Genomic DNA, 20,070 nt, shown 5'->3' on the forward strand with positions numbered 1-20,070 from the left:
ACGTTTTTCTATTGACTTAAAATGAAAACTATATTTAATAAATAAGAAAAAAGACGCTTTTAATAGAAAGCGATTTTGTAAAAATGAAGATCAGCCAGGAACAGAAATCGCAGAACCGGCAGGCCATCATCCGCGCCGGGGTGGCGGTCATCACGGAAAAGGGCTACCGGTCGGCAACCATGCGCCAGATCGCCAAAGCCGCCGGTATCGGCGATGCCACCATCTACAATTACTTCACGACGAAAGCGGCGATTCTCTACGGCTATTATACCGATCACATGCAGGCCGTCATTGAAGCACTCAAGGCCATGGACAGCTTTCACACCTTCAGCCTTCAGGAGCAGCTGCAAACCCTTTATGAAACCAGCCTGGAAATGTACCTGGGCGATCGTGAATTCGTGGCCCAGACCTATCAGCGCGTACTGCTCGGCGGCAGCCGCGACTGGAAGCAGATCAAGCCGATCCGTGACGTATTTCTGGCGGCGATGGACAGCATGCTGAGCGCCGCGCCGAGGTTGGCGAAATTCCCGATCCGGTTTTCCAGGAGTTGACCGGTCAGTTATTCATGGATGCCTATGTTGGTGTGATCGGCTACTGGCTCGCCGATGATTCGGAGACCTTTTCCAATACCAGCGTCCTTATCGACCGCGGGTTGGACCTGGCCTGTGCGCTGCTCAAGGCCGGCGTGGCCAACAAGGTTTTCGACCTGGCCGTATTCATGTTCAAGACCCACATTTTGGGCCGTCTGGATTGCCTGGTCCAGCCGACAGCCACCTTGAACGCCATCAAACGACGATTCATGGAGGATACCGATGACCGGTGATCTGCCCACATCCACGCTCGGCCGGGCCTTGTCCGGTGGCCGCACGGCGGCACGGGCCGGCGCCCAGATGCTCGGCTATTATGCCAAACGGCCATTCCTTTCGGTTGAACAACGCGACGCGGCGCGGGAAAAGGTCGCCCAGGACAGTGCCCGAACCCTTTTCCAGGGGCTCAGCCTGCTGCGGGGCACGGCCTTGAAAATGGCCCAGCAGCTCAGTTTGGAAATGGATCTTTTCCCGGAATCGGTTTGCCGGGAGCTGGCCCGGGCCTGCCACCAGGTGCCACCGATCAACCGGGCACTGGTGAGAAAAGCGGTATTCAATGCCCTGGGACAGCCGCCGGAGAGATGTTTTCGTCATTTTGACCTCCAGGCTTTTGCCGCAGCCAGCCTGGGGCAGGTGCACCGTGCCGTGAGCCTGGAAAACACCCTCCTGGCGGTCAAGGTCCAGTATCCGGGCATCAGCACCACCATCGACAGCGACGTTCGCCTGCTCCACCAATTGCTGCGCCCGGTGATGGGCGATGATCAGCTGATCCCTGCCCTGGACGAGCTTTCCGCAAGGTTGCACGAAGAGATCGATTACTGCCGGGAGGCGGCTTATCTCACCGCCTTTGCCGAGCGGCTGCATATCGAGGGCATTCGCGTGCCGGTGCTGCAACCGGAGCTGTCGGCCGAAACCCTGTTGACCACCTCCCTGATGCCGGGTGTTCCCTTGGACGTCTGGTTGCAGACCCATCCCGATCAGGCGGCTCGCGATGGGGTGGCCGAGCGGTTGCACGCCCTGTTTCTCACCGGGCTTTACGAGCACCACATGATCCACGCGGATCCCAACCCGGGCAACTTCATCATTGCCGACGATCTGACCATTGGGCTGGTGGATTTTGGCTGCGTCAAGCGCCTGAGTCCCGAATTCGTGGAGCAGTACCGGAAACTGGTATGGGCATCGGCCCATCGGAACAACGATGCCCACTTCCGGCAGATGGCGGCCCTTGGCATAATGTCTGCCGACCTGGGCACGGATACCGAGCAGCGCCTTCACCAGGTTTCCAATGAAATCTGCCAGTGGTTCGGCCGGCTTTTTGCCGATGAGACATTCGATTTCAGCGGCCGGTGCACCTTCATCCGGGAGGGCAAGGTCGTGCTGCGTCGCTTCCATGGCTTGCGCCGGCACCTCACCGTCAATCCCGAGTTCATTTTTCTGGATCGGACCCGCTACGGCTTGTTGCGGTTGTTTGAAATGCTGGGCGCCCGGGTCTGTTTCCGCAACCCGTTCGAATGGGGAGAGTGACATGCCGACCTTGCCGATCATCCCATGTTCAAGGACTATTTCGCGGATGCCGATTACTGGGATCTGAAACATATCACGGCCGATGTATCCCTGCGGGACTTCATCGCCGGCATGCTTGGCTTTGAGCCGTGGTGGATCGCCATGCTCTACCGCATCCGAGAGCTCTTGGTGATCGGTCTGGGGTTGGTGCGCCATGAAAAGCCCGAGGACTTGGAGTCGCTGACGCCGGACCGGATCCCGTTCACATCCGGTGAAAAGGCCTCGTTTTTCATCGTCCATCGGGCCGAAGAAGATCGTTTTTGGGTCGCCGAGACCCCGCCGGACAACCATCTGAGCGCCTATTTCGGCATCGTGCACATCCTCTGGGAGACGGGCGCAATCAATTTTCCGTGTTCACCACCGTGCGCTACCGCAACTGGACCGGTCCGGTCTACTTCAACCTGATCCGGCCCTTCCACCATCTGGTGGTGCGGGAGATGATGAAGGCCGGTGCGCGTCGGCAAACGGAACAAACGCGCGGATGCCCCGCAACGCCGTGCAAGACCGGCCTGATCGATCAATTCAAACAGCCATTTCAGAGAATCGGTGAAAACAGCCGTGCCGCCCGGATGGCCAGGCGGAACACCAGGGGGCGGCGGTAGATGTCGTCGGTGGTCAGGGGGATGGCGGCGGCGAAATCGGTCCGGCACATGGCCTCTACCTTGCCGAGGAATTCAGGCTCGGTAAAAACCATGGTGATTTCGAAGTTGATCCGGAGGGAGCGGTTGTCCAGATTGGCCGTTCCGATACCGGCCAGGCAGTCGTCGATCAGAAACACTTTCTGGTGCATGAAGCCTTCCTGATAGGTATACATGCGCACGCCGGCCACGGCGACCTCGGCCAGGTAACTGTGGGCCGCCACCAGACAACCCGCTTGTCCGGATGGGCGGGAATGAGGATGCGCACGTCCACGCCGCGCATGGCGGCCAGCTGTAATGCCTTGATCACGGCCACATCGGGAACGAAATAGGGACTGAGCATCCAACAGCGCCGGGTGGCGGCATTGATGGCCTGGACCATCATCAGGGAGCAGCTCTCCACCAGGTCGCCGGGCCCGGTGGGGATGCACAGGACCGGTTCGTTGCCGAAAGCCGGCGGTGGCGCCCAGGAGACCTCCGGCAGTTGGCCGCAGGCCCAGTGCCAGTCTTCCACGAACGAAAGCTGGGCGGCCAGGGTCACCGAACCCTCGACCTTCACATGGGTGTCCCGCCAACGCTTGAAACGCCGGCCTTTTCCCAGGTAGGCGTCGCCCACATTATGGCCGCCGACCCAGCTTTTTTCGCCATCCACGACGACAATCTTGCGGTGGTTGCGAAAATTGATGTGAAACCGGTTCAGCCATCCGCGGCCGACGCGAAAAATGGCCACATGAACGCCGGCGGCTTTGAGGTCCCGAATATAGGATCGCGCGAGGCCGAAGGACCCCATGCGATCATACAGGAAATAGACCCTGACGCCGGCCCGGGCGCGTTCGATCAGGGCCGCCTTGAAACGATTGCCGAGGTCGTCGGCATGCACGATGAAAAACTGGACGAGAACATAGTCGCGGGCCATGGCGATACCTTCCAGAATCGAATCGAAGGTCGCCTGTCCGTCGATGAGGAGCGTGGCGCGATTGCCCTTCATCACGGGGAAATGGTAGATGTGGCTGAGAACGTCGATTTGCGGCGTTCCGCTTTCCATGAGATCGAAGAGCTTGCGGTCCTGGCGCAGGCGTTTGCCCAAATGATGAATGTCGGTCGTCCCCGACAGGTGATCCGCCGCATAGTCCTGAATTCTCCGGGCGCCGAAAAAAGGTAGAGAAACACCGCCAGATAGGGGAAAAAGAAGAGCGCCATGACCCAGGCGACGGTACCTTGGCTGGTGCGGCCGTTCATGATCGCGTCGAAAATGAAGACGATGCCCACGATGTGCAGGATCAGCGGGATCAGTAGCATCCAGTATTCGATAACCAGCTTGATGTCAGGCATTAAGTGCATTCCTTGATACCGGTGTTCAGACGTCCTTGGCCGTTGTCGCCTTGCCGGCGGCGACGATCTGCATGAATTCCTCCTCCATGAGAACTTCCTTTTGGAGCAGCGCTTTCGCCACCGCGATCAGGGTTTGCTTTTGGTGGCTGAGCAGCTCGGTGACGTGCTGCTCGCGCTGGGCCAACATCTGGCGAACCTCTTCATCCAGGCGGGCGGCGGTCTGTTCACTGTACTCGCGGGCCGCACCGCCTTGGGCTTGCCCGAGAAAGCCCGGACCCGGATTGCGCGGATAGGTGGATAGACCCAAGGTCTCACCCATGCCGTATTCGCTGACGATGGCCCGGGCGATGTCCGTGGCTCGCTGCAGATCGTTTTGGGCACCCGTGGTCACATCGCCGAAGATGATCTTCTCGGCCACGCGGCCGCCCAAAAGCACATCGATTTTGGCGAGCAGTTCCTGTCGGCTCATCAGGTAGCGATCCTCGGTGGGGCGCTGCTGGGTATAGCCCAGGGCGGCCAGCCCACGGGGAATGATCGAGATTTTGTGGACGGTGTCGCATCCCGGCGTCAGCGTCGCCACCAGGGCGTGACCCACTTCGTGATGGGCCACGATCTCCTTTTCCTTGGGATTGATGACCCGGTTTTTTTCTCCAGCCCGCCGATCAAGCGATCCACGGCCTCGTCCAACTCGGCCAGACCGACGGCGGACTTTTGGCTGCGGGCAGCCAAAAGGGCCGCTTCGTTGACCACGTTGGCCAGGTCGGCACCGGAAAAGCCCGGCGTTTTCTGGGCAATAACCTCCAGATCCACATCGTCGGCCAGCTTGATATGCTTGGCGTGAATATCAAGGATGGCCTTGCGGCCGTTGACGTCGGGGCGATCGACCAATACCTGGCGGTCAAAGCGCCCGGAGCGCAAAAGGGCCGGATCCAGCACTTCCGGGCGGTTCGTGGCCCCCATGATCACTACCCCGGTGCGGGCGTCGAAGCCATCCATCTCCACCAACAGCTGGTTGAGGGTCTGCTCACGTTCGTCATGGCCGCCGATCATGCCGGCTCCCCGGGCTTTGCCCAGGGCGTCCAATTCGTCGATGAAAATGATGCAGGGGGCTTTTTCCCGCGCCTGGGTAAACAGATCCCGTACCCGGGCGGCGCCCATGCCCACGAACATCTCGACAAAATCGGAGCCGCTGATGGCGAAAAAGGGAGCCCCCGACTCACCGGCGACGGCCCGGGCCAAAAGGGTTTTGCCGGTTCCCGGGGGGCCAACTAGCAGAATGCCCTTGGGCATGCGTCCGCCCAATTCCTGATAGCGCTGGGGCTCGGTGAGAAAACTGACGATCTCGCTGAGCTCCTCCTTGGATTCATCCGCGCCCGCCACGTCAATGAAACGGGTCTCGATGTCATGCTCGCCCACCAGTTTGGCTTTGTTCTTGCCAAGGGTCATCATGCCGGCCGCGCCGGCTTGCATGCGCCGCATGAGGAAAAACCAGATGACGTAAAAGATGGAAATCGGCACCAGCCACGAGAAGAGGGTCTTTAAAAAGGTGTTCTCGATCTCGCCCGAGTACTTGATTCGGTGGCCGGAGAGCTTGGTGGCCAGATCATTGTCCACCCGCACGGTTTTGAAGAATATTTCTTTGCCCTGTGCATCCGTCATTCGCCCGTGGATGGCGACGTCGCCAATGGAGACCTCCTTGACCCGGTCGCTGGCCACGGCCTGAATGAACTCGCTGTAAGGAATCACAACGGGTTTGAACTGCGCCATGAGGAGATTTTGCAGAACCAAAACCCCCAAAATCGCAGCCAGGACATAAGAGAGGTTAAATCGGTGTTTTTTTTCCATTGGTATCCCTTCTGCCAGATCGGTGGGCCAACAGCCAATCGGGCGGCAATTCCTTCGGATTCGGTTGAAAACTGGCGGATAGGCTTTCGTTTAACATAGGATTCCCCATGTTTGCAATCAAACTCGGACCGGTGGCGTTCATGGCCGGTACTTGTGTATTGACTTGGCGCCATGGCCATCTATAATCATTCTCAGATTACGCTTAAGGAGGTATTTATGTGTCGAAATATCGTTTTGTTGGCTGTTGTGGCCTGGATGGCACTATGGTGTGGCGCGGTCATGGCCGGTAGTGTTTATACATGGACGGATGCCGACGGGGTCAAGCGATTCTCCGATTCGCCACCTCCCGAAGATGCGAAAGACGTCCAGACGATCGACGAGATCCCGAACAACCCGCAAGCAGAAAAACAGCAGCGCCAAGACTACAACCGGATGGTGGACAAGGCCAGCCAGGCCGCCGATCGGCAGCTTAAGGAAGAGGCCGAGAAAAAGGCCATGGAAGCTGAAAAAGAAGCCGATCGCCGGAAGGCGGAGCTGGACAGCCGGGTTGTCGCGGAACGTGAGAAGTTACAGAAGGAGATTGACGCCATCAAGGGGCGGGCCTTGGGGCCCACCTTCAGCCCCGGCCAGAAGGCGGCAATGATTGAAAAGGTTCAGAAAAAAATTGATTCTCTGGAGCGTGACCCAAAGGGGTATTTCCTTCAATAGAGGGGTCCTGCCATCCGGAGAATCACCCGTGCGACCCGATTCAAGGCATCCTGGGCCTCTGGTGACAGGGTGGCCTCCCTCTATCCGGCAACCACCATTGCCCTGGCCTGACTGGTCTTTCACGAGCGTCTGGGATGGCAGCAATGGTGCGGCGCGGCGACGGCCGATATTGCCCTGGCGTTGATCGCCATGTGATCGGCATGCAACGCCGTGCCCCCGGGCTTGTTACGAATCCGTCGGAAATGCGGCTTTTTACGGATGCATCAACCTTCGCCGCCACACAAAACCCGCCCTCCCCGAAATACCCCCATTTGACTTGAAGATATTGATGATAACGACAGTATCTTGGTTAATGTTTGATGAAAAAATTAATCCATAGATATTTATTTGACTAAATCATCATATTCGATTAAATTTTGTAATCATCGGTCATGTTGATGAAAGGAGCAGGATGAAGATCGACGAATTGAACATTTCCATCATCCGCCATTTGCAGGAGGGCCGAAAGTCCTATAAAGTAATTGCTGAAGACCTCGGGGTTTCCGAGAACACGATCCGTTCCCGGGTGAGCAAGCTCGAGGAAGAAGGCGTCCTGGATATCGTCGGTCTGGTGGATCCGGAGGCGATTCCCCTCCATCGGGTCGTCATGGTGGGGGTCAAATTGAGCACCATGGATCTGGTGAAAAAAGGCGAAGCGTTTAGCCGGATCCGGGGGGTGGTGTCGGTCAGCGTGGTCACCGGTCGTTTCGACCTGATTCTCGTGGTGCTGCTCAAGGAAGGCTTCGGCCTGCTCGAATTCTACACCGAAGAGGTCTCCCGCCTGGATGGTGTCCAGTCCGTGGAGACGTTTGTGGTCTACAAAAGCTATAATCTCAAGATTCCATACATTTTCTAAACGATTGCCGGGATCTTCCCACCTCACGATCACGCTGCCCGGCCAGGAGACCAAACCATGCAAACGATCGTCAAACAGACCCCGCTTAACGCCTGGCATCGCCGTCAGGGGGCCAACATGGCCGACTTCGGCGGCTATGACATGCCCCTGTGGTATTCATCGGTAAAAGATGAGCATTTGGCGGTCCTCACCGGGGCGGGGATTTTCGACACCAGCCATATGGCGGCCGTGAGCGTGTACGGCGCCGGGGCCGCCGATCTTTTGCAAGCCTGCTTCACCAACAACCTGGAGGCCTGCGTGGGGCCGGCGCGCAAGCCCCTTTCACCGGGGCGTTGCGTCTACGGGGCGTTTTTGGATGAGAACGGCTGCTCCGTCGATGATGCCATCGTTTTCCTGTTGGCCGCGGGCCACTACATGGTGGTGGTCAATGCCGGCATGGGGGCCACGGTGGCCGATCATCTCCGTCGCCATCAGGGCGGACGGGATGTCGTGATCGACGATCTCACGGACCGGCTGGGCAAGATGGATGTGCAGGGGCCGGCCGCCGCCAAGGTGCTGGCGCCGCTGTTGGCTGACCCTGCTGCGGTCCTGCGCAACATGCCCTATTTCTCGTTCAAGGGCGACTGGGATGCGGCCTCGCCACGGGCCGATGCCGTCCGCCTGGCCGACGGAACGCCCATCCTCTTGTCGCGGACCGGCTACACCGGCGAGTTCGGCTTCGAGATTTTCCTTGCCCCGGACCGCCTCCAACCCCTGTGGGACCACCTGTTGACCACCGGCCAGGCATTCGGCGTGCGGGCATGCGGCCTGGCTGCCCGCGACAGCCTGCGGGCCGGCGCGATGCTGCCCCTTTCCCATCAGGATATCGGGCACTGGCCCTTCATCAACCACCCCTGGCCCTTCGCCCTGCCGTTCAACGCCGATCAGACCGGATTCACCAAGGATTTCATCGGCCGGCAAGCCCTGGAAAACCTGACCGACGTCTCCTTCACTCACGCCTTTGTCGGCAGCGATCTGCGCAAGGTCACCGCCGGTGCGGATTCGCGGGTGATCGATGCCGACGGCCGCACCATCGGACACGTCCTGACCTGCGTGACCGACATGGGCATCGGCATGCATGACGGCGCGATTGTCAGCGTGGCCAGTCCCGACCGGCCGGCGGGGTTCAAGGCCAAGGGGCTGTGCTGCGGTTTCGTGCGCGTGGACCGCAAGCTCAATCCCGGTCAGCATGTGGATATCGCCGATGCCCGGCGCAAGCTGGCCGTGACCATCGTGACGGATATCCGTCCCCACCGCACGGCGCGCAAGCCCATGAAGGCGATGATCTAACATACCCTATCTGGCGCACCCGACCGGTGCGGTTTGGGTAACATACCATTACAATATACAATCAGGGAGGAAATGGATGAAAGCGATCAGTGAACTCAATCTGCCGGAAGACGTGGGATATACCGATGACCACGAATGGGCCAAATCCGTTGGCGAGGTGGTGCGCATCGGTATTTCCGACTACGCCCAGGACCAGTTGGGTGACGTGGTCTTCGTGGAACTGCCCGAGGTGGGCAGCAGCTTCGCCAAGGGCGATGAGTTCGGTACCGTCGAATCGGTCAAGGCCGTATCCGAGCTGTACATGCCTGTGGGTGGCGAAGTCACGGCCGTCAATGCGACCCTGACCGACCAGCCCGAACTGGTCAATACCGATCCTTACGAGGGCGGCTGGATGCTGGAAGTCAAGCCCGGCGATCCCTCCGAACTGGACGCCCTCAAATCCAAGGCCGACTATCTTGACATGTTGAAAGGATAATCCCATGCGATACCTGCCCCATACTCCGGAAGACATTCGCCAGATGCTTCAGGTGGTGGGCGCGGCGGATCTGGAGGCACTTTTCGCCAGCATTCCCGCGGACTGCCGCCGGAAATCGGCGATGCATCTGCCCGAGCCCCTCACCGAGTGGGAACTCAACGGGCACATGGACAACCTGGCCGCCGGCATGGGCGCTTCTCCGGCCTACAAGGTCTTCCTGGGGGCCGGCAGCTATCATCACTTCATCCCTGAAATGAATCGCCAACTGCTGCTGCGCGGCGAGCTTTTCACCGCCTACACCCCCTACCAGCCGGAAATCAGCCAGGGAACCCTGCAGACGATCTACGAATACCAGAGCCTGGTGTGCCGTCTGCTCGGCATGGATGTGGCCAACGCCTCCATGTACGACGGCGCGTCGGGCCTGGCCGAGGCGTTGCTGATGACCATCCGGGTAACCAAGCGCAAGAAGGTGGCTGTTTCGCGTGCCGTTCATCCCCTGTACCGGCGGGTGGTGGAAACCTATTTCAAGCCACGGGTTTCGAGGTGGTGGAACTGCCCGTGGGCCCGGACGGCCGCACCGACCTGTCCGGTCTCGCGGCCCTGGGCGAGTTGGCCGGCGTGGCCCTGCAGAGTCCCAACTTCTTCGGCTGCATTGAGGATCTGACCGCCGCCGGCAAGATGATCCACGCCGATCCCAAGACCCTCTTCGTGGTGGCTTTCAGCGAACCCCTGGCCTACGGCCTGCTGAAGAATCCGGGTGCCTGCGGGGCGGACATCGCCTGCGGTGAAGGACAGAGCTTCGGCATCCCCCAGAGCTTCGGCGGACCCGGCTGGGCATGTTCGCCGCCAGGCAGCAATATGTGCGCACCATGCCCGGCCGGCTGATCGGCAAGACCGTGGATCGCGACGGCCGCACCGGCTTCGTCCTGACCCTGGCTACCCGCGAGCAGCATATCCGCCGCGAGAAGGCCACTTCCAATATCTGCACCAATCAAGGGCTCTGCGCCACCGCGGCGACCCTGTATATGGCGGCCCTGGGCGGCACGGGAATCCGCCAACTGGCGCGGCTCAACCGCGACCGCGCCGAATATCTCAAAACGGCGTTGGCCAAGGCCGGATTTGCCTCTGTCTTCAGCGCGCCGACCTTCAACGAGTTCGTGGTGCGTTTTCCCAAGGGGTTCGAGAGCACCTGGAACGCACTGCTGGAGAAGAAGATCGTTGCCGGCCTCAACCTGGCGCCGTACTATCCCGAGCTGGCCGACGGCTGGCTGATGTGCGTGACCGAGGCCATCGATCGTGCTGACATGGATGCCCTGGTCAAGGAGGTGACCCGATGAAAGAGAAGATGGGAACCACCGGCCTGATTTTCAATGAACCGCTTTTATGGGAGAAAGGCTCGCCGGGGCGCATGGGCGTTTCGCTACCCCGCCGGGACGTGGACGAGGCTCCCCTGGATCCGGCCCTGGTCGGCGACGGACCGGACTTTCCGGATCTCTCCGAGTTGGACGTGGTGCGCCACTTCACCAAGCTTTCCCAATGGAATTTTGGCGTGGACAGCGGCATGTATCCCTTGGGGTCATGCACCATGAAGTACAACCCCAAGACCAACGAACGCCAGGCGTCCCTGCCGGGATTCGCCGGCGCCCACCCGCTTTTGCCCGAGGGCCTTTCCCAGGGGCTGTTGGCCTTGATGCATGATTTGGCGGCCGACCTGGGAGAGATCACCGGTTTGCCGGCGGTGACCTTGCAGCCGGCGGCCGGCTCCCAAGGCGAGTTGACCGGCATGCTGATTTTCTCCGCCTACCACAAGCACAAGGGACGGCCACGCAGTAAAGTTCTCATTCCGGATACGGCCCACGGCACCAATCCGGCCAGCGCGGCCCTGTGCGGATTCAAGGCCGTTGCGGTTCAGTCCGGGCCGAAGGGAATCCTTCAGCCCGAGACGGTGGCGAGCCTCATGGACGCGGATACCGCCGGCATCATGATCACCAACCCCAACACGTTGGGACTCTTCGAGGACAACATCCGCCAGGTGGCCGCCATCGTCCACGCCAAGGGCGGTTTGGTTTATGGTGACGGGGCCAACATGAACGCCATCATGGGCGTGGTCAACGTGGGCGACCTCGGCGTGGACGTATTGCACCTCAACCTGCACAAGACTTTCTCAACGCCCCACGGCGGCGGTGGCCCGGGTGCCGGTGCGGTCTGCGTGAACCGCGAACTGGAACCCTTCCTGCCCGTACCAAGGGTGGTCAAGGACGGCGAGGGCTTCCACCTGGATGAAAACCATCCCCTTTCCGTGGGCAAGGTGCACGCCTTCTACGGCAACGTCGCATCCTGATCCGTGCCCACAGCTATATTCTCAGCATGGGGCCACTTCTCAAAGAAGTAAGTCAGTATGCCGTGCTCAACGCCAATTATATCAAGGAGCAACTCAAGACGGATTACCATCTGCCCTTTGATCGGCCCTGCATGCACGAGTGCGTCTTCACCGACAAATTCCAGCAGGAACACCACGTCTCCACCCTGGACATCGCCAAACGGCTCATGGATCACGCTTCCATCCGCCGACGATCTACTTCCCTCTGGTGGTCAGCGGGGCCATCATGATCGAGCCCACCGAGTCGGAATCCAAGGAGACCTTGGACCTGTTCATCGACGCCATGCGGCAGATCGCCCAGGAGGCAAGGGAATGCCCCGATTGCCTGCACGAAGCACCCCAGTTTCCCAAGGTGCGGCGGTTGGATGAGACCCTCGCGGCAAGGAGCCCGTGTTTGAAAGGATAGAACGTTCCATGGCAACCGAGGTGGATCATATTCAGGTTTCAGATTCCCCGACTGGCTGGTGGGTCGATCTGCCGCTGACCGATTACCAGGCGGCCCTGGATCTGCAGTTGGCCGTCGTGGCGGCCAAGATCGACGGCCGTCTGGATGCCGATGTGGTCCTGATCCTCGAACACCCCCGTGTCTTCACCCTCGGCCGGCGTGGGGGACGTGAGAATTTGTGCGTCAAGGATGAATTTCTCGCCGCCAAAAGCGTTCGGGTGATCCCCACCGGGCGCGGTGGCAACATCACCTACCACGGGCCGGGACAGTTGGTGGTCTATCCGATCGTGCATCTTTCCCGCCATCGCCTGAAGGTCGTCGAATTCGTTTCCGCGCTGGAGGAGGCCATGATCCGCACCGCCGGTCACTGGAGCGTCCCGGCCGGCACCGACCCGGCCAATCGGGGCGTCTGGATCGGCGCGGACAAACTGGGCAGCGTCGGTATTACCGTGCGGCGCGGGGTGAGTTTCCACGGCCTGGCGTTGAACGTCAATACCGACATGGAGCCGTTTGGCTGGATCCATCCCTGCGGCCTGGCGCAGGTGCGTATGACTTCTTGCGAGCAGTATTTGGGTCGGCCCGTACCCATGGCGGAGGCGCGCCGGGTCATGGCCGGGCACCTGGCGGAATGCCTGGGGCTGACCTTGACGACAATGGATGTCGTTGCGCTTTGCGAGAAGCTCGGGCACCGAGTAGAGACAATGTCAACGGCCCCATGTCAAATGTCAAGTGGTGGATGAGAATCGATTCAATCGAAGTGATCCTTCAATTGACATTTGGATTTTGTCATTTGACATTCACATGTCACCGAGAACAACCGATCCTTTGGTGAGAGATAATATGAGTGCGTCGCATCCCATCCGCACCGGAAAACCCCCCTGGTTGAGACGCAAGCTGCCCACCGGGGCGGACTACGAGAAAATCCGTGCCATGATCGACCAGGGCCGGCTCCACACGGTCTGCCAGGAGGCCAACTGCCCCAACCAGTTCGAATGCTTCTCGGCCCATACGGCCACGTTTTTGATCATGGGCGCCACCTGCACGCGGAATTGCCGCTTTTGTAATATCGATGGGGGCGTGCCGGAACCGTTGGATCCCGACGAACCCCGGCGCGTGGCCGAGGCAGCGGCGCGCATGCACCTGCGTTATGTGGTGGTTACCTCGGTCACCCGCGATGACCTGGCCGATGGCGGCGCATCCCATTTTGCCGCCACGATCGATTCCCTGCGGGAAGCGATCCCCGCTGTCCGCGTGGAAGTTCTTATCCCCGATTTTCAGGGCCGCCGCCAGGCCCTGGAGGCGGTGCTCGCCGCCCGGCCCGACGTGCTCAACCACAACATGGAAACGGTGCGCCGGCTGTACGCCACCGTTCGTCCCCAGGCTGACTACGAGCGTTCCCTGGAACTGCTCGCCCGCGTAAAGGCGATCGCTCCAACTATTCCGGCCAAATCCGGCATCATGCTGGGGCTCGGCGAAACCGAGGCCGAGGTGCGCCAGGTAATCCGGGACATCCGTCACACCGGTTGCCGCATGCTCACCATCGGGCAGTACCTCCAGCCCACGGCACAGCACCTGCCGGTGGTGGAATTCGTCCCGCCGCCGACCTTCGATGGCTGGCGTCAATTCGCCCTGGACGAAGGCTTTACGAAGGTTGCCTCAGGTCCTTTCGTCAGAAGCTCTTACCATGCCGGAAATCTCTTCCATGAGGGATGAAGCGTGATCACACCCCCAGGATGTAGCGGCTTTTCGATCCGCAGAGCTGTTTGCCGATCAGCGCCACCGTGTAGGACAACAGAAAGCAGGACAACAGGTTGAGGGTCCACACAAGGTAAGCGTTGTAGCGGAAATAGGTCTCCACGACGAGGATTTTTCCCACCCCCCACAGGATCATCGGATGCAGGAAATAGATGCCGAAACTAAGGTCGGCCACCCGGGAGACAAATGCGCTTTTCCGGTTTTCGATCCTCGCCAGGTAACCCAGCGCGGCAAAGGTCAGGAACAGTTTCTGCCACAGGTTGACATAACGGCCGATGGCGCCCAGGTAGTCGTAATGGTAGGAAAAATAGGCCAGTACCCCGGTGATGGCCAGAAGTGCATGCCGGTAACGGGTAAACAGGCGGCTGAGGTGGTCATAGTGTTTGGATACGACCATGCCCAAAAGATAAACGGGGATGAAATAAATGAAATTGTTGACCGACAGGTACGCATGGCGGGGAAAAAAGGCCGGGAAGACAAACAGCAGCAATAGTACCGGCGGTGATAGATCGTCGAGGATGCGCAGCCAAACCGGTGCGAGCAGGAACACGACGGCGATGAAGGGGATATACCAGAAGGGAATATACGCCTTTCCGGTAAGCAGCAGATAAGCGGCTTTGTGGAGATACCCGAATGCGTTGAAGTGGGGCGGCAGGTAGCCGGCGTAGACGCCGCTATGGATCCTTATCAGAATGATCGGCAGGGATATGATGAGATACGGCAGAATGACGTATTGCGTTTTCTTGAGCAAGTAGGTGCTATATTTAAATGTAGAAGAGAGATAGTGAAACAGAAACCCGGAAATGAAGACAAACAGTACGGTACCATTGCTGAAAAGCGGGCCTCGGATCATCCTGAACAGGGTGTTGGTCAGTCGCGGTTCAAAAATAGAAGGGGCCACCCAGATGTGCGAGGCGACGACAAAAAAAATCGCCAGGGCTCGAAAATAGTGAATGTGAATTAAAAACGGCCTTTTCTGTTGTGGCTGGGCCGGCCGGTGGGCATCTTCCGGGCGTTTGGGGGCCTTTTGCTGTCCGCCTTTTGCCCGCAGCGTCGCAGGCAGCCAGGAAAAGCGCGAGTCGTTGAAAAAAAAATCAAACCGTTTTGTTTGAAGTGTTGCTGGTGAGGGCAGGGTTGTTGTCAAGTTGATGGTATCCAATTAAGATCATGATGGAATCCGCGGCAACAACCAACGTGCCGGCGGTGACCGTGCCGTATGTGGCTGTGGATGCCCGGTATAACCGGGACCGTTGCGTTCCGCAGTATCCTGCTTTCCCATTGTTAGGGGATGATGAAATTAGAGCAAGACGGGCAAGGAATCAAGCAAAAGCAGCAGTGTGAGATAAAGAAGGGGTTGTTATCGGACAACTATCCGGTTTGAATGGAAAACCCGGCGGGATGAGCTCCCGCCGGGTTCGCTGTTTTTCTGGAACTTAGGATTCGGCAGCCCTTTCTTTCGCCTGACGGATCAAATCCACCAGGCTGGCCACCTTGTTGGGTGGTGGGCGGCGGGCCGCAAGCCCTGCAAAAACCTCCGGTGCAAGACAGCTTTCGAGATGGGCCACCACGTCAAAGCGCTCCCACCAGCAGTCGAAGATTTTAAAGCAAGGCGCTTTTTCCTCGCCAGATTGCCGACAATAGGCGAAGGTCACTTCTCCCCCCAGGCGCGGGCAGCGCCGCGCCAGCGCATCCGGTGCCATCAGCGACTCTTGAAGTTCTGGGGTTTGGGGTAGTTTTTAAGAATTTCCGTGGATTTTGCGATATCGGCATCCTCCAGCGTGAAATCGGACAGCTCGCCGGCAAAGTACTTCTCGTAGGCACCCAAGTCCAAAAGGCCGTGGCCGCTGAAACTGACCACGATGGTTTTTTCTTTACCTTCTTCCTTGGCCTTTTGGGCTTCCTCCACCACCAGGGCCAGGGCATTGGTGGTTTCCGGGGCCGGGATGAACCCTTCGGTCCGCGCCCACAAGACGCCGGCTTTGTAAGAGGCCAGCTGGCCCACCGATCGCGGGGTGATCAGCCTTCATTGGCCAATTGGCTGACCGTGGGCGCCATGCCGTGGTAACGCAGGCCGCCGGCATGAATGGGCGCGGGCACGAAATTGTGCCCCAGGCTGTGCATGGGTAAAAGCGGGGTGTATCCGGCCGTATCCCCGTGATCGTAGGCAAAGGCGCCCGGGTCAGGGATGGGCAGGCCTTGGGTTCCACCGGATAGATTTCGATCTGGCGGCCGTTGATCTTGTCCAGCACAAAGGGGAATGCCAGCCCGGCGAAGTTGCTGCCGCCACCGGCGCAGCCGATGACGATGTCCGGATAGTCACCGGCGATGTCGAACTGCTTTTTGGTTTCCAGGCCGATGATGGTTTGATGCAGCATGACGTGGTTGAGCACGCTGCCCAGCGAGTAGCGGGTCTTGCCGGTCGTGTCGCCGACGGCCTGCTCGACGGCTTCGGAGATGGCAATCCCCAGGCTGCCCGGCGTATTGGGATCCCTTTCCAGGGCATCGCGACCGGCCTTGGTTTCGGTACTGGGGGAGGCGATGCAGGTGCCGCCCCAAGCCTGCATCATGGCCTTGCGGTAGGGCTTCTGGTCGAAACTGATGCGCACCATGAAGACCTTGCAAGTCAAGCCGTATTGGCTGCAGGCAAAGGAAAGCGCGCTGCCCCACTGGCCGGCGCCGGTTTCGGTGGTGATGTTTTCGATACCGAAAACCTTGTTGTAATAGGCCTGGGGGACGGCCGTATTGGGCTTGTGGCTGCCCGGCGGGCTCATGCCCTCGTTTTTGTAGTAAATCTTGGCCGGCGTGCCCAGGGCTTTTTCAAAGGCCGTGGCCCGGGTCAACGGTGCGGGCCGCCAGATGGCGAGCACGTCCAGTACCGGTTCGGGGATGTCGATCCAGCGTTCGCTACTGACCTCCTGTTCGATCAGGTTCATGGGAAAGACCGGTGCCAGCATGTCGGGGCTTATCGGATTACCGTCCGGTCCCAAGGGCGGGTTCATTTTGATGTCAGCAAGAATGTTGTACCACTTTCGCGGAATTTCATCTTTGGCCAGGATGATGCTCTTCGGTTGCATTCAGGTTCCTCCTTGGTATCGGGCAGATTTGTTTATTTCTGGATGGATACAAGATAGCTTGTAATGGGCGCGGATGTTTCTGTCAACAGCAATACCGGGCAGGCTCCGGGCAAGCGCATCCGCGGTTAAACCCAATAGCCGGTCGTCAGCCAGCCGGTTCCAAGGCTGAGACTTTGCTGTTGACCGGCATTTTGCGGCACTGGTAAAGTCGACGAATGTATCAGTGCTCCTATTCATCAACACCACCTTGGAGGAATTCTCAATGACGCGCAGAGGTTTCATCAAACAGCTGCTTTCCGGCCTTTTGGGGGTGGGTGCAATGGTTCTCTTCAACGGCTGTGCACCGCTCATCAGCTTCGGCATATGTCAAGAGCGACGGTGAGCCCTGGCAATGCATGAACTGCGGACATCTGGAGCGGTCCAAGGAAGATCTGACCGGCACCCGCTGTCCGCGCTGTGGCAAGCGGATGCTGGTGCGGATCACCGAGGCGGAGATGGCCGTGGAACTGAAGAAGCTGGGGGGATGATGCCGACTGGGAACCCCCGCCGAAAGCGCCCCATGGATTCGGCCATACCGGAAGCAGTCCCCTTCGTTCCTCCCCTCTTCCTCAAGCCGGCAATGTTGCAGACCTTTTTAGCCAGCGCCAGCCTGCGGGCCTGGGGAAACAATCCCATGCTGGACGCCGCCCGGAAAGTGGTCCTGACCACGGACCAAGGCGTCCGGTTGTTGGGATTCATCAGCCGTCAGCCCCGGCCCCATAACCGGGGGATGGTGATTCTGCTGCACGGCTGGGAGGGCAGCGCGAACTCCACCTATGTCCTGACCACGGGCCGTTTTCTGTTCAACCGCGGGTATGATGTCTTCCGGCTCAATTTCCGCGATCATGGCCCCAGCCACCACCTGAATCCGGGAATTTTCTACGCCGTGCTTCTGGACGAGGTGTTCGATGCCGTGCGGCAGGTTGCCGCAAAGGAACACGGCCGACCGGTTTTTCTCGCCGGATTCTCCCTGGGCGGTAATTTCGCCTTGCGCATTGCCCGAAAGTGCGCCCAAAGGCCCATTTTCGGCTTGAAGCACGTTTTTGCCGTCAGTCCGGTGATCGACCCGGACAAGGCCACCGACCGCATCGACGGCAACCGCTTCATCCTGGGGTATTTCCTGAAAAAATGGCGGCGTTCGTTGGGCATCAAACAGCGCTGTTTTCCGGCGCGCTATGATTTCTCCCATCTGATGAAGGTCGATACGATTCGGGAAATGACCGAACGGCTATTGGTCCGTTACAGTGCCTACGACAGCGCCAAGGCCTATTTTCGGGACTACAGCCTGCGCGGAGACGGATTGCACGAGATAAGGTTGCCGACCACGATCGTGACCGCGGCGGATGATCCCATTATTCCCATTGAGGATTTTTGTCGCCTGGCGGTCAGCGATACCACCCGTTTGCTGGTCCAGCCCCATGGCGGGCACAACGGCTTTCTGGGATGGCAACTGACGGGGTGGTATGAACCGGTGATGGACGCAACGTTCAAAAATGGCAGCGGGACGACCATGACGTAGCCGCCCCGCTGTTCTTACGGAAATGGGACATTCTTTTCCGTCAATCGCCTAAAAACTGTTGTCACCGTCGAGCAGGCCGCCCAGGGAACCCAGAATGGAGCCTTCACCGCGGCTGCCGCCCTTTTGGGGGGCGGCCTGGAGCATGCGGCCGGCCAGGCGCGAGAAGGGCAGGGACTGCAGCCACACCCTGCCCGGTCCCTGGAGGGTGGCGAAAAAGAGCCCTTCACCACCAAACAGGGCCGTCTTGATGTTGCCTGCCTGGCGGATATCGAAATGGACGCTCTGCTCCAGGGCCACGATACAGCCCGTATCCACATCCAGGACCTCGCCGGCGTTCAACTGGCGTTCGACCACGGTGCCGCCGGCATGCACGAAGACCATGCCGTCGCCTTCCAGCTTCTGCATGATGAAGCCTTCACCGCCGAAAAGGCCGGTGAGGATTTTTTTCTGCAGGTAAATGCCGATGGAAACGCCCTTGGCGGCGCACAGGAAACTGTCCTTCTGGCAGATCAGACAGCCGTCAACGCTGGGCAGGGGCACGGGAATGATGTTGCCCGGATAGGGTGCCCCGAAGGCCACATGGGCCTTTCCCTGGCCGGTGTGGGTGAAGACCGTCATGAAGAGGCTCTCACCGGTGATCAGCCGCTTGCCGGCACCCAGCAGTTTGTCCATGAAGCCGCCCCCGCCGCTGGAGGCCGACCCGTCTCCGAAAACCGTCTGCATGTCGATGCTGCCGTTCTTGTACATCATGGCACCGGCTTCGGCCACGGCACTTTCACCGGGATCCAGCTCAATTTCGACGAACTGCATTTCGGCACCGACGATTTTGAAATCAATTTCATCCGCCCGGCTACGGGAAGGGCTTGCCGCCGGTGGCACGGGAACGGGGGCACCGGCAGCCGGATTGAGTTCGCCGATGCTGGCAATGGGCTGCCATTCGGCAAATCCGTCCCGCCAGGCAAATCCATTGGGGCTCTGCCGGGCCTGGGCGATGGCGTCGGACAAGTCCATGGGACCTTGCTGATTGCCGTCATAACTCAAATACCATTGGGCCATGGTGGATCTCCTATTTCTCTTCCAGGTTGTCGTGGATCGCTTCAACGGTGGCCGCATCCAGGCCAAGGCGATCGGCCAGGGCAGCCAGGTAGTCTCGTTCGGCAGGGGTGTCCACCTCGATGGCCATCAGGGATACGGTGTAGACCTGGCGGGCCAGGGTGGGTGAGGAAACGCCGGCCACAAGGGTGTCCAGGTCGGCCGGTGAAAGCAGTTCCCGGGTGATGAACCCATGCTCCTCGGCGGACAGATCGACCGATTGCAAATGGTTTAGGATCTGATCGCGTTCGGTCTGGTCGATCATGCCGTCGGCATTGGCCGCCGCAATCATGGCGCGGATCAAGAGAACCGCATCGGCATTGCCGGTGGCATCTGCCGCACCCGGTGGGGTTGGCACGGTTGACGGCGGTGCGGGCATGGGGGCGGCGTCTCT

27 protein-coding genes and 2 pseudogenes are annotated in these 20,070 nt (G+C 59.5%); 17 read left to right on the top strand and 12 right to left on the bottom strand.

Annotated elements, in window-relative coordinates:
- The first annotated feature begins 83 nt into the window (after positions 1-83).
- From JCM12296_RS11505 to JCM12296_RS50420, 5 genes are read left to right on the top strand one after another with little or no spacing between them, the layout of a single operon-like run.
- Positions 84-551, top strand: coding sequence for a TetR/AcrR family transcriptional regulator (locus JCM12296_RS11505; RefSeq protein ID WP_054692888.1), 468 nt, complete (start codon positions 84-86; stop codon positions 549-551).
- A 14-nt stretch (positions 552-565) separates the two neighbouring features.
- On the top strand, positions 566-823 hold the full coding sequence (locus JCM12296_RS11510) for a hypothetical protein (RefSeq protein ID WP_157067549.1): 258 nt from the start codon (positions 566-568) through the stop codon (positions 821-823).
- Positions 813-2,111 carry an ABC1 kinase family protein gene (locus tag JCM12296_RS11515; protein ID WP_054692892.1) on the top strand — a complete coding sequence of 433 codons (1,299 nt, stop codon included), beginning with the start codon at positions 813-815 and terminating at the stop codon, positions 2,109-2,111. Before JCM12296_RS11510 ends, JCM12296_RS11515 begins: the two co-directional genes overlap by 11 nt.
- 24 nt (positions 2,112-2,135) lie before the next feature.
- A complete protein-coding gene (locus JCM12296_RS41720; RefSeq protein ID WP_054692897.1) occupies positions 2,136-2,555 on the top strand; it encodes a DUF2867 domain-containing protein in 420 nt (139 codons plus the stop codon).
- Positions 2,513-2,752, top strand: coding sequence for a DUF2867 domain-containing protein (locus JCM12296_RS50420; protein WP_422698682.1), 240 nt, complete (start codon positions 2,513-2,515; stop codon positions 2,750-2,752). Before JCM12296_RS41720 ends, JCM12296_RS50420 begins: the two co-directional genes overlap by 43 nt.
- On the opposite strand, the gene JCM12296_RS47370 is transcribed toward JCM12296_RS50420, so the two are convergent.
- Genes JCM12296_RS47370 through JCM12296_RS11540 form a run of 5 tightly spaced genes read right to left on the bottom strand, consistent with a single transcriptional unit; the run spans position 2,686 to position 5,965 of the window.
- A complete protein-coding gene (locus JCM12296_RS47370) occupies positions 2,686-2,964 on the bottom strand; it encodes a phospholipase D-like domain-containing protein (protein WP_083456073.1) in 279 nt (92 codons plus the stop codon). The genes JCM12296_RS50420 and JCM12296_RS47370 overlap by 67 nt on opposite strands.
- Positions 2,919-3,875 carry a phospholipase D-like domain-containing protein gene (locus tag JCM12296_RS11530; RefSeq protein WP_172683865.1) on the bottom strand — a complete coding sequence of 319 codons (957 nt, stop codon included), beginning with the start codon at positions 3,873-3,875 and terminating at the stop codon, positions 2,919-2,921. The genes JCM12296_RS47370 and JCM12296_RS11530 overlap by 46 nt, the downstream gene beginning before the upstream one ends.
- Positions 3,776-4,120: a PLDc N-terminal domain-containing protein gene (locus JCM12296_RS11535; protein WP_054692903.1), complete on the bottom strand. Its 345-nt coding sequence runs from the start codon at positions 4,118-4,120 to the stop codon at positions 3,776-3,778. The genes JCM12296_RS11530 and JCM12296_RS11535 overlap by 100 nt, the downstream gene beginning before the upstream one ends.
- Positions 4,121-4,145: 25 nt before the next feature.
- Complete coding sequence (locus tag JCM12296_RS44240) at positions 4,146-4,730, bottom strand: ATP-dependent metallopeptidase FtsH/Yme1/Tma family protein (protein WP_246804173.1); 585 nt, start codon at positions 4,728-4,730, stop codon at positions 4,146-4,148.
- On the bottom strand, positions 4,688-5,965 hold the full coding sequence (locus JCM12296_RS11540) for an ATP-dependent metallopeptidase FtsH/Yme1/Tma family protein (protein WP_246804174.1): 1,278 nt from the start codon (positions 5,963-5,965) through the stop codon (positions 4,688-4,690). The genes JCM12296_RS44240 and JCM12296_RS11540 overlap by 43 nt, the downstream gene beginning before the upstream one ends.
- A gap of 216 nt (positions 5,966-6,181) precedes the next feature.
- On the opposite strand from JCM12296_RS11540, the gene JCM12296_RS11545 reads away from it, so the two are divergent.
- The 10 genes and pseudogenes from JCM12296_RS11545 to lipA all read left to right on the top strand — a co-directional run bounded on the left by JCM12296_RS11545 (position 6,182) and on the right by lipA (position 13,910).
- Complete coding sequence (locus tag JCM12296_RS11545; RefSeq protein ID WP_054692905.1) at positions 6,182-6,673, top strand: DUF4124 domain-containing protein; 492 nt, start codon at positions 6,182-6,184, stop codon at positions 6,671-6,673.
- A 451-nt stretch (positions 6,674-7,124) separates the two neighbouring features.
- Entirely contained in the window at positions 7,125-7,568 is a 444-nt protein-coding gene (locus JCM12296_RS11550; protein WP_054692908.1) for an Lrp/AsnC family transcriptional regulator, read from the top strand.
- A gap of 57 nt (positions 7,569-7,625) precedes the next feature.
- The gene (locus tag JCM12296_RS11555; RefSeq protein WP_054692911.1) at positions 7,626-8,897 is read left to right on the top strand and encodes an aminomethyl transferase family protein; all 1,272 of its coding nucleotides are present in this window, start codon (positions 7,626-7,628) and stop codon (positions 8,895-8,897) included.
- Positions 8,898-8,973: 76 nt separating this feature from the next.
- Positions 8,974-9,372 carry a glycine cleavage system protein GcvH gene (gene gcvH, locus JCM12296_RS11560; RefSeq protein ID WP_054692914.1) on the top strand — a complete coding sequence of 133 codons (399 nt, stop codon included), beginning with the start codon at positions 8,974-8,976 and terminating at the stop codon, positions 9,370-9,372.
- A gap of 43 nt (positions 9,373-9,415) precedes the next feature.
- A pseudogene (locus tag JCM12296_RS47375) lies at positions 9,416-10,257 on the top strand (PLP-dependent aminotransferase family protein).
- Positions 10,242-10,709, top strand: coding sequence for a PLP-dependent aminotransferase family protein (locus tag JCM12296_RS47380; RefSeq protein WP_281491984.1), 468 nt, complete (start codon positions 10,242-10,244; stop codon positions 10,707-10,709). Before JCM12296_RS47375 ends, JCM12296_RS47380 begins: the two are co-directional and overlap by 16 nt.
- On the top strand, positions 10,706-11,713 hold the full coding sequence (gcvPB, locus tag JCM12296_RS11570; RefSeq protein WP_281491977.1) for an aminomethyl-transferring glycine dehydrogenase subunit GcvPB: 1,008 nt from the start codon (positions 10,706-10,708) through the stop codon (positions 11,711-11,713). The genes JCM12296_RS47380 and gcvPB overlap by 4 nt, the downstream gene beginning before the upstream one ends.
- Before the next feature lie 26 nt (positions 11,714-11,739).
- A pseudogene (locus JCM12296_RS49780) lies at positions 11,740-12,158 on the top strand (hypothetical protein).
- An 8-nt stretch (positions 12,159-12,166) separates the two neighbouring features.
- The gene (lipB, locus tag JCM12296_RS11575) at positions 12,167-12,937 is read left to right on the top strand and encodes a lipoyl(octanoyl) transferase LipB (RefSeq protein ID WP_054692917.1); all 771 of its coding nucleotides are present in this window, start codon (positions 12,167-12,169) and stop codon (positions 12,935-12,937) included.
- 100 nt (positions 12,938-13,037) lie between these two features.
- On the top strand, positions 13,038-13,910 hold the full coding sequence (gene lipA / locus JCM12296_RS11580; RefSeq protein ID WP_054692920.1) for a lipoyl synthase: 873 nt from the start codon (positions 13,038-13,040) through the stop codon (positions 13,908-13,910).
- A gap of 7 nt (positions 13,911-13,917) precedes the next feature.
- On the opposite strand, the gene JCM12296_RS11585 is transcribed toward lipA, so the two are convergent.
- The 5 genes from JCM12296_RS11585 to JCM12296_RS41725 form a co-directional block, all read right to left on the bottom strand.
- Positions 13,918-15,096 (bottom strand): acyltransferase, encoded by a 1,179-nt coding sequence (locus tag JCM12296_RS11585; RefSeq protein ID WP_172683867.1) that lies wholly within the window; start codon positions 15,094-15,096, stop codon positions 13,918-13,920.
- 289 nt (positions 15,097-15,385) lie between these two features.
- Positions 15,386-15,652: a hypothetical protein gene (locus tag JCM12296_RS11590; protein WP_054692924.1), complete on the bottom strand. Its 267-nt coding sequence runs from the start codon at positions 15,650-15,652 to the stop codon at positions 15,386-15,388.
- Positions 15,652-15,858 carry a hypothetical protein gene (locus JCM12296_RS51375; RefSeq protein WP_281491980.1) on the bottom strand — a complete coding sequence of 69 codons (207 nt, stop codon included), beginning with the start codon at positions 15,856-15,858 and terminating at the stop codon, positions 15,652-15,654. Before JCM12296_RS51375 ends, JCM12296_RS11590 begins: the two co-directional genes overlap by 1 nt.
- On the bottom strand, positions 15,824-17,026 hold the full coding sequence (locus tag JCM12296_RS11595; RefSeq protein WP_281491981.1) for a TrpB-like pyridoxal phosphate-dependent enzyme: 1,203 nt from the start codon (positions 17,024-17,026) through the stop codon (positions 15,824-15,826). The genes JCM12296_RS51375 and JCM12296_RS11595 overlap by 35 nt, the downstream gene beginning before the upstream one ends.
- Positions 17,027-17,308 carry a hypothetical protein gene (locus JCM12296_RS41725; RefSeq protein WP_157067552.1) on the bottom strand — a complete coding sequence of 94 codons (282 nt, stop codon included), beginning with the start codon at positions 17,306-17,308 and terminating at the stop codon, positions 17,027-17,029.
- 113 nt (positions 17,309-17,421) lie between these two features.
- Here JCM12296_RS41725 and JCM12296_RS47400 point away from each other — a divergent pair, with 113 nt between their 5' ends.
- Both JCM12296_RS47400 and JCM12296_RS11600 read left to right on the top strand, forming a co-directional pair.
- A complete protein-coding gene (locus JCM12296_RS47400; RefSeq protein WP_281491982.1) occupies positions 17,422-17,553 on the top strand; it encodes a hypothetical protein in 132 nt (43 codons plus the stop codon).
- 32 nt (positions 17,554-17,585) lie between these two features.
- The gene (locus JCM12296_RS11600; RefSeq protein WP_054692927.1) at positions 17,586-18,584 is read left to right on the top strand and encodes a YheT family hydrolase; all 999 of its coding nucleotides are present in this window, start codon (positions 17,586-17,588) and stop codon (positions 18,582-18,584) included.
- Positions 18,585-18,632: 48 nt separating this feature from the next.
- On the opposite strand, the gene JCM12296_RS11605 is transcribed toward JCM12296_RS11600, so the two are convergent.
- The gene (locus tag JCM12296_RS11605; RefSeq protein WP_054692930.1) at positions 18,633-19,640 is read right to left on the bottom strand and encodes a TIGR00266 family protein; all 1,008 of its coding nucleotides are present in this window, start codon (positions 19,638-19,640) and stop codon (positions 18,633-18,635) included.
- A gap of 10 nt (positions 19,641-19,650) precedes the next feature.
- A partial coding sequence (locus tag JCM12296_RS11610) for a tellurite resistance TerB family protein (protein ID WP_218188054.1) occupies positions 19,651-20,070 on the bottom strand: 420 nt, incomplete at its 5' end.

Source organism: Desulfosarcina cetonica JCM 12296 (genome assembly GCF_001311845.1).
GTDB lineage: Bacteria > Desulfobacterota > Desulfobacteria > Desulfobacterales > Desulfosarcinaceae > Desulfosarcina > Desulfosarcina cetonica.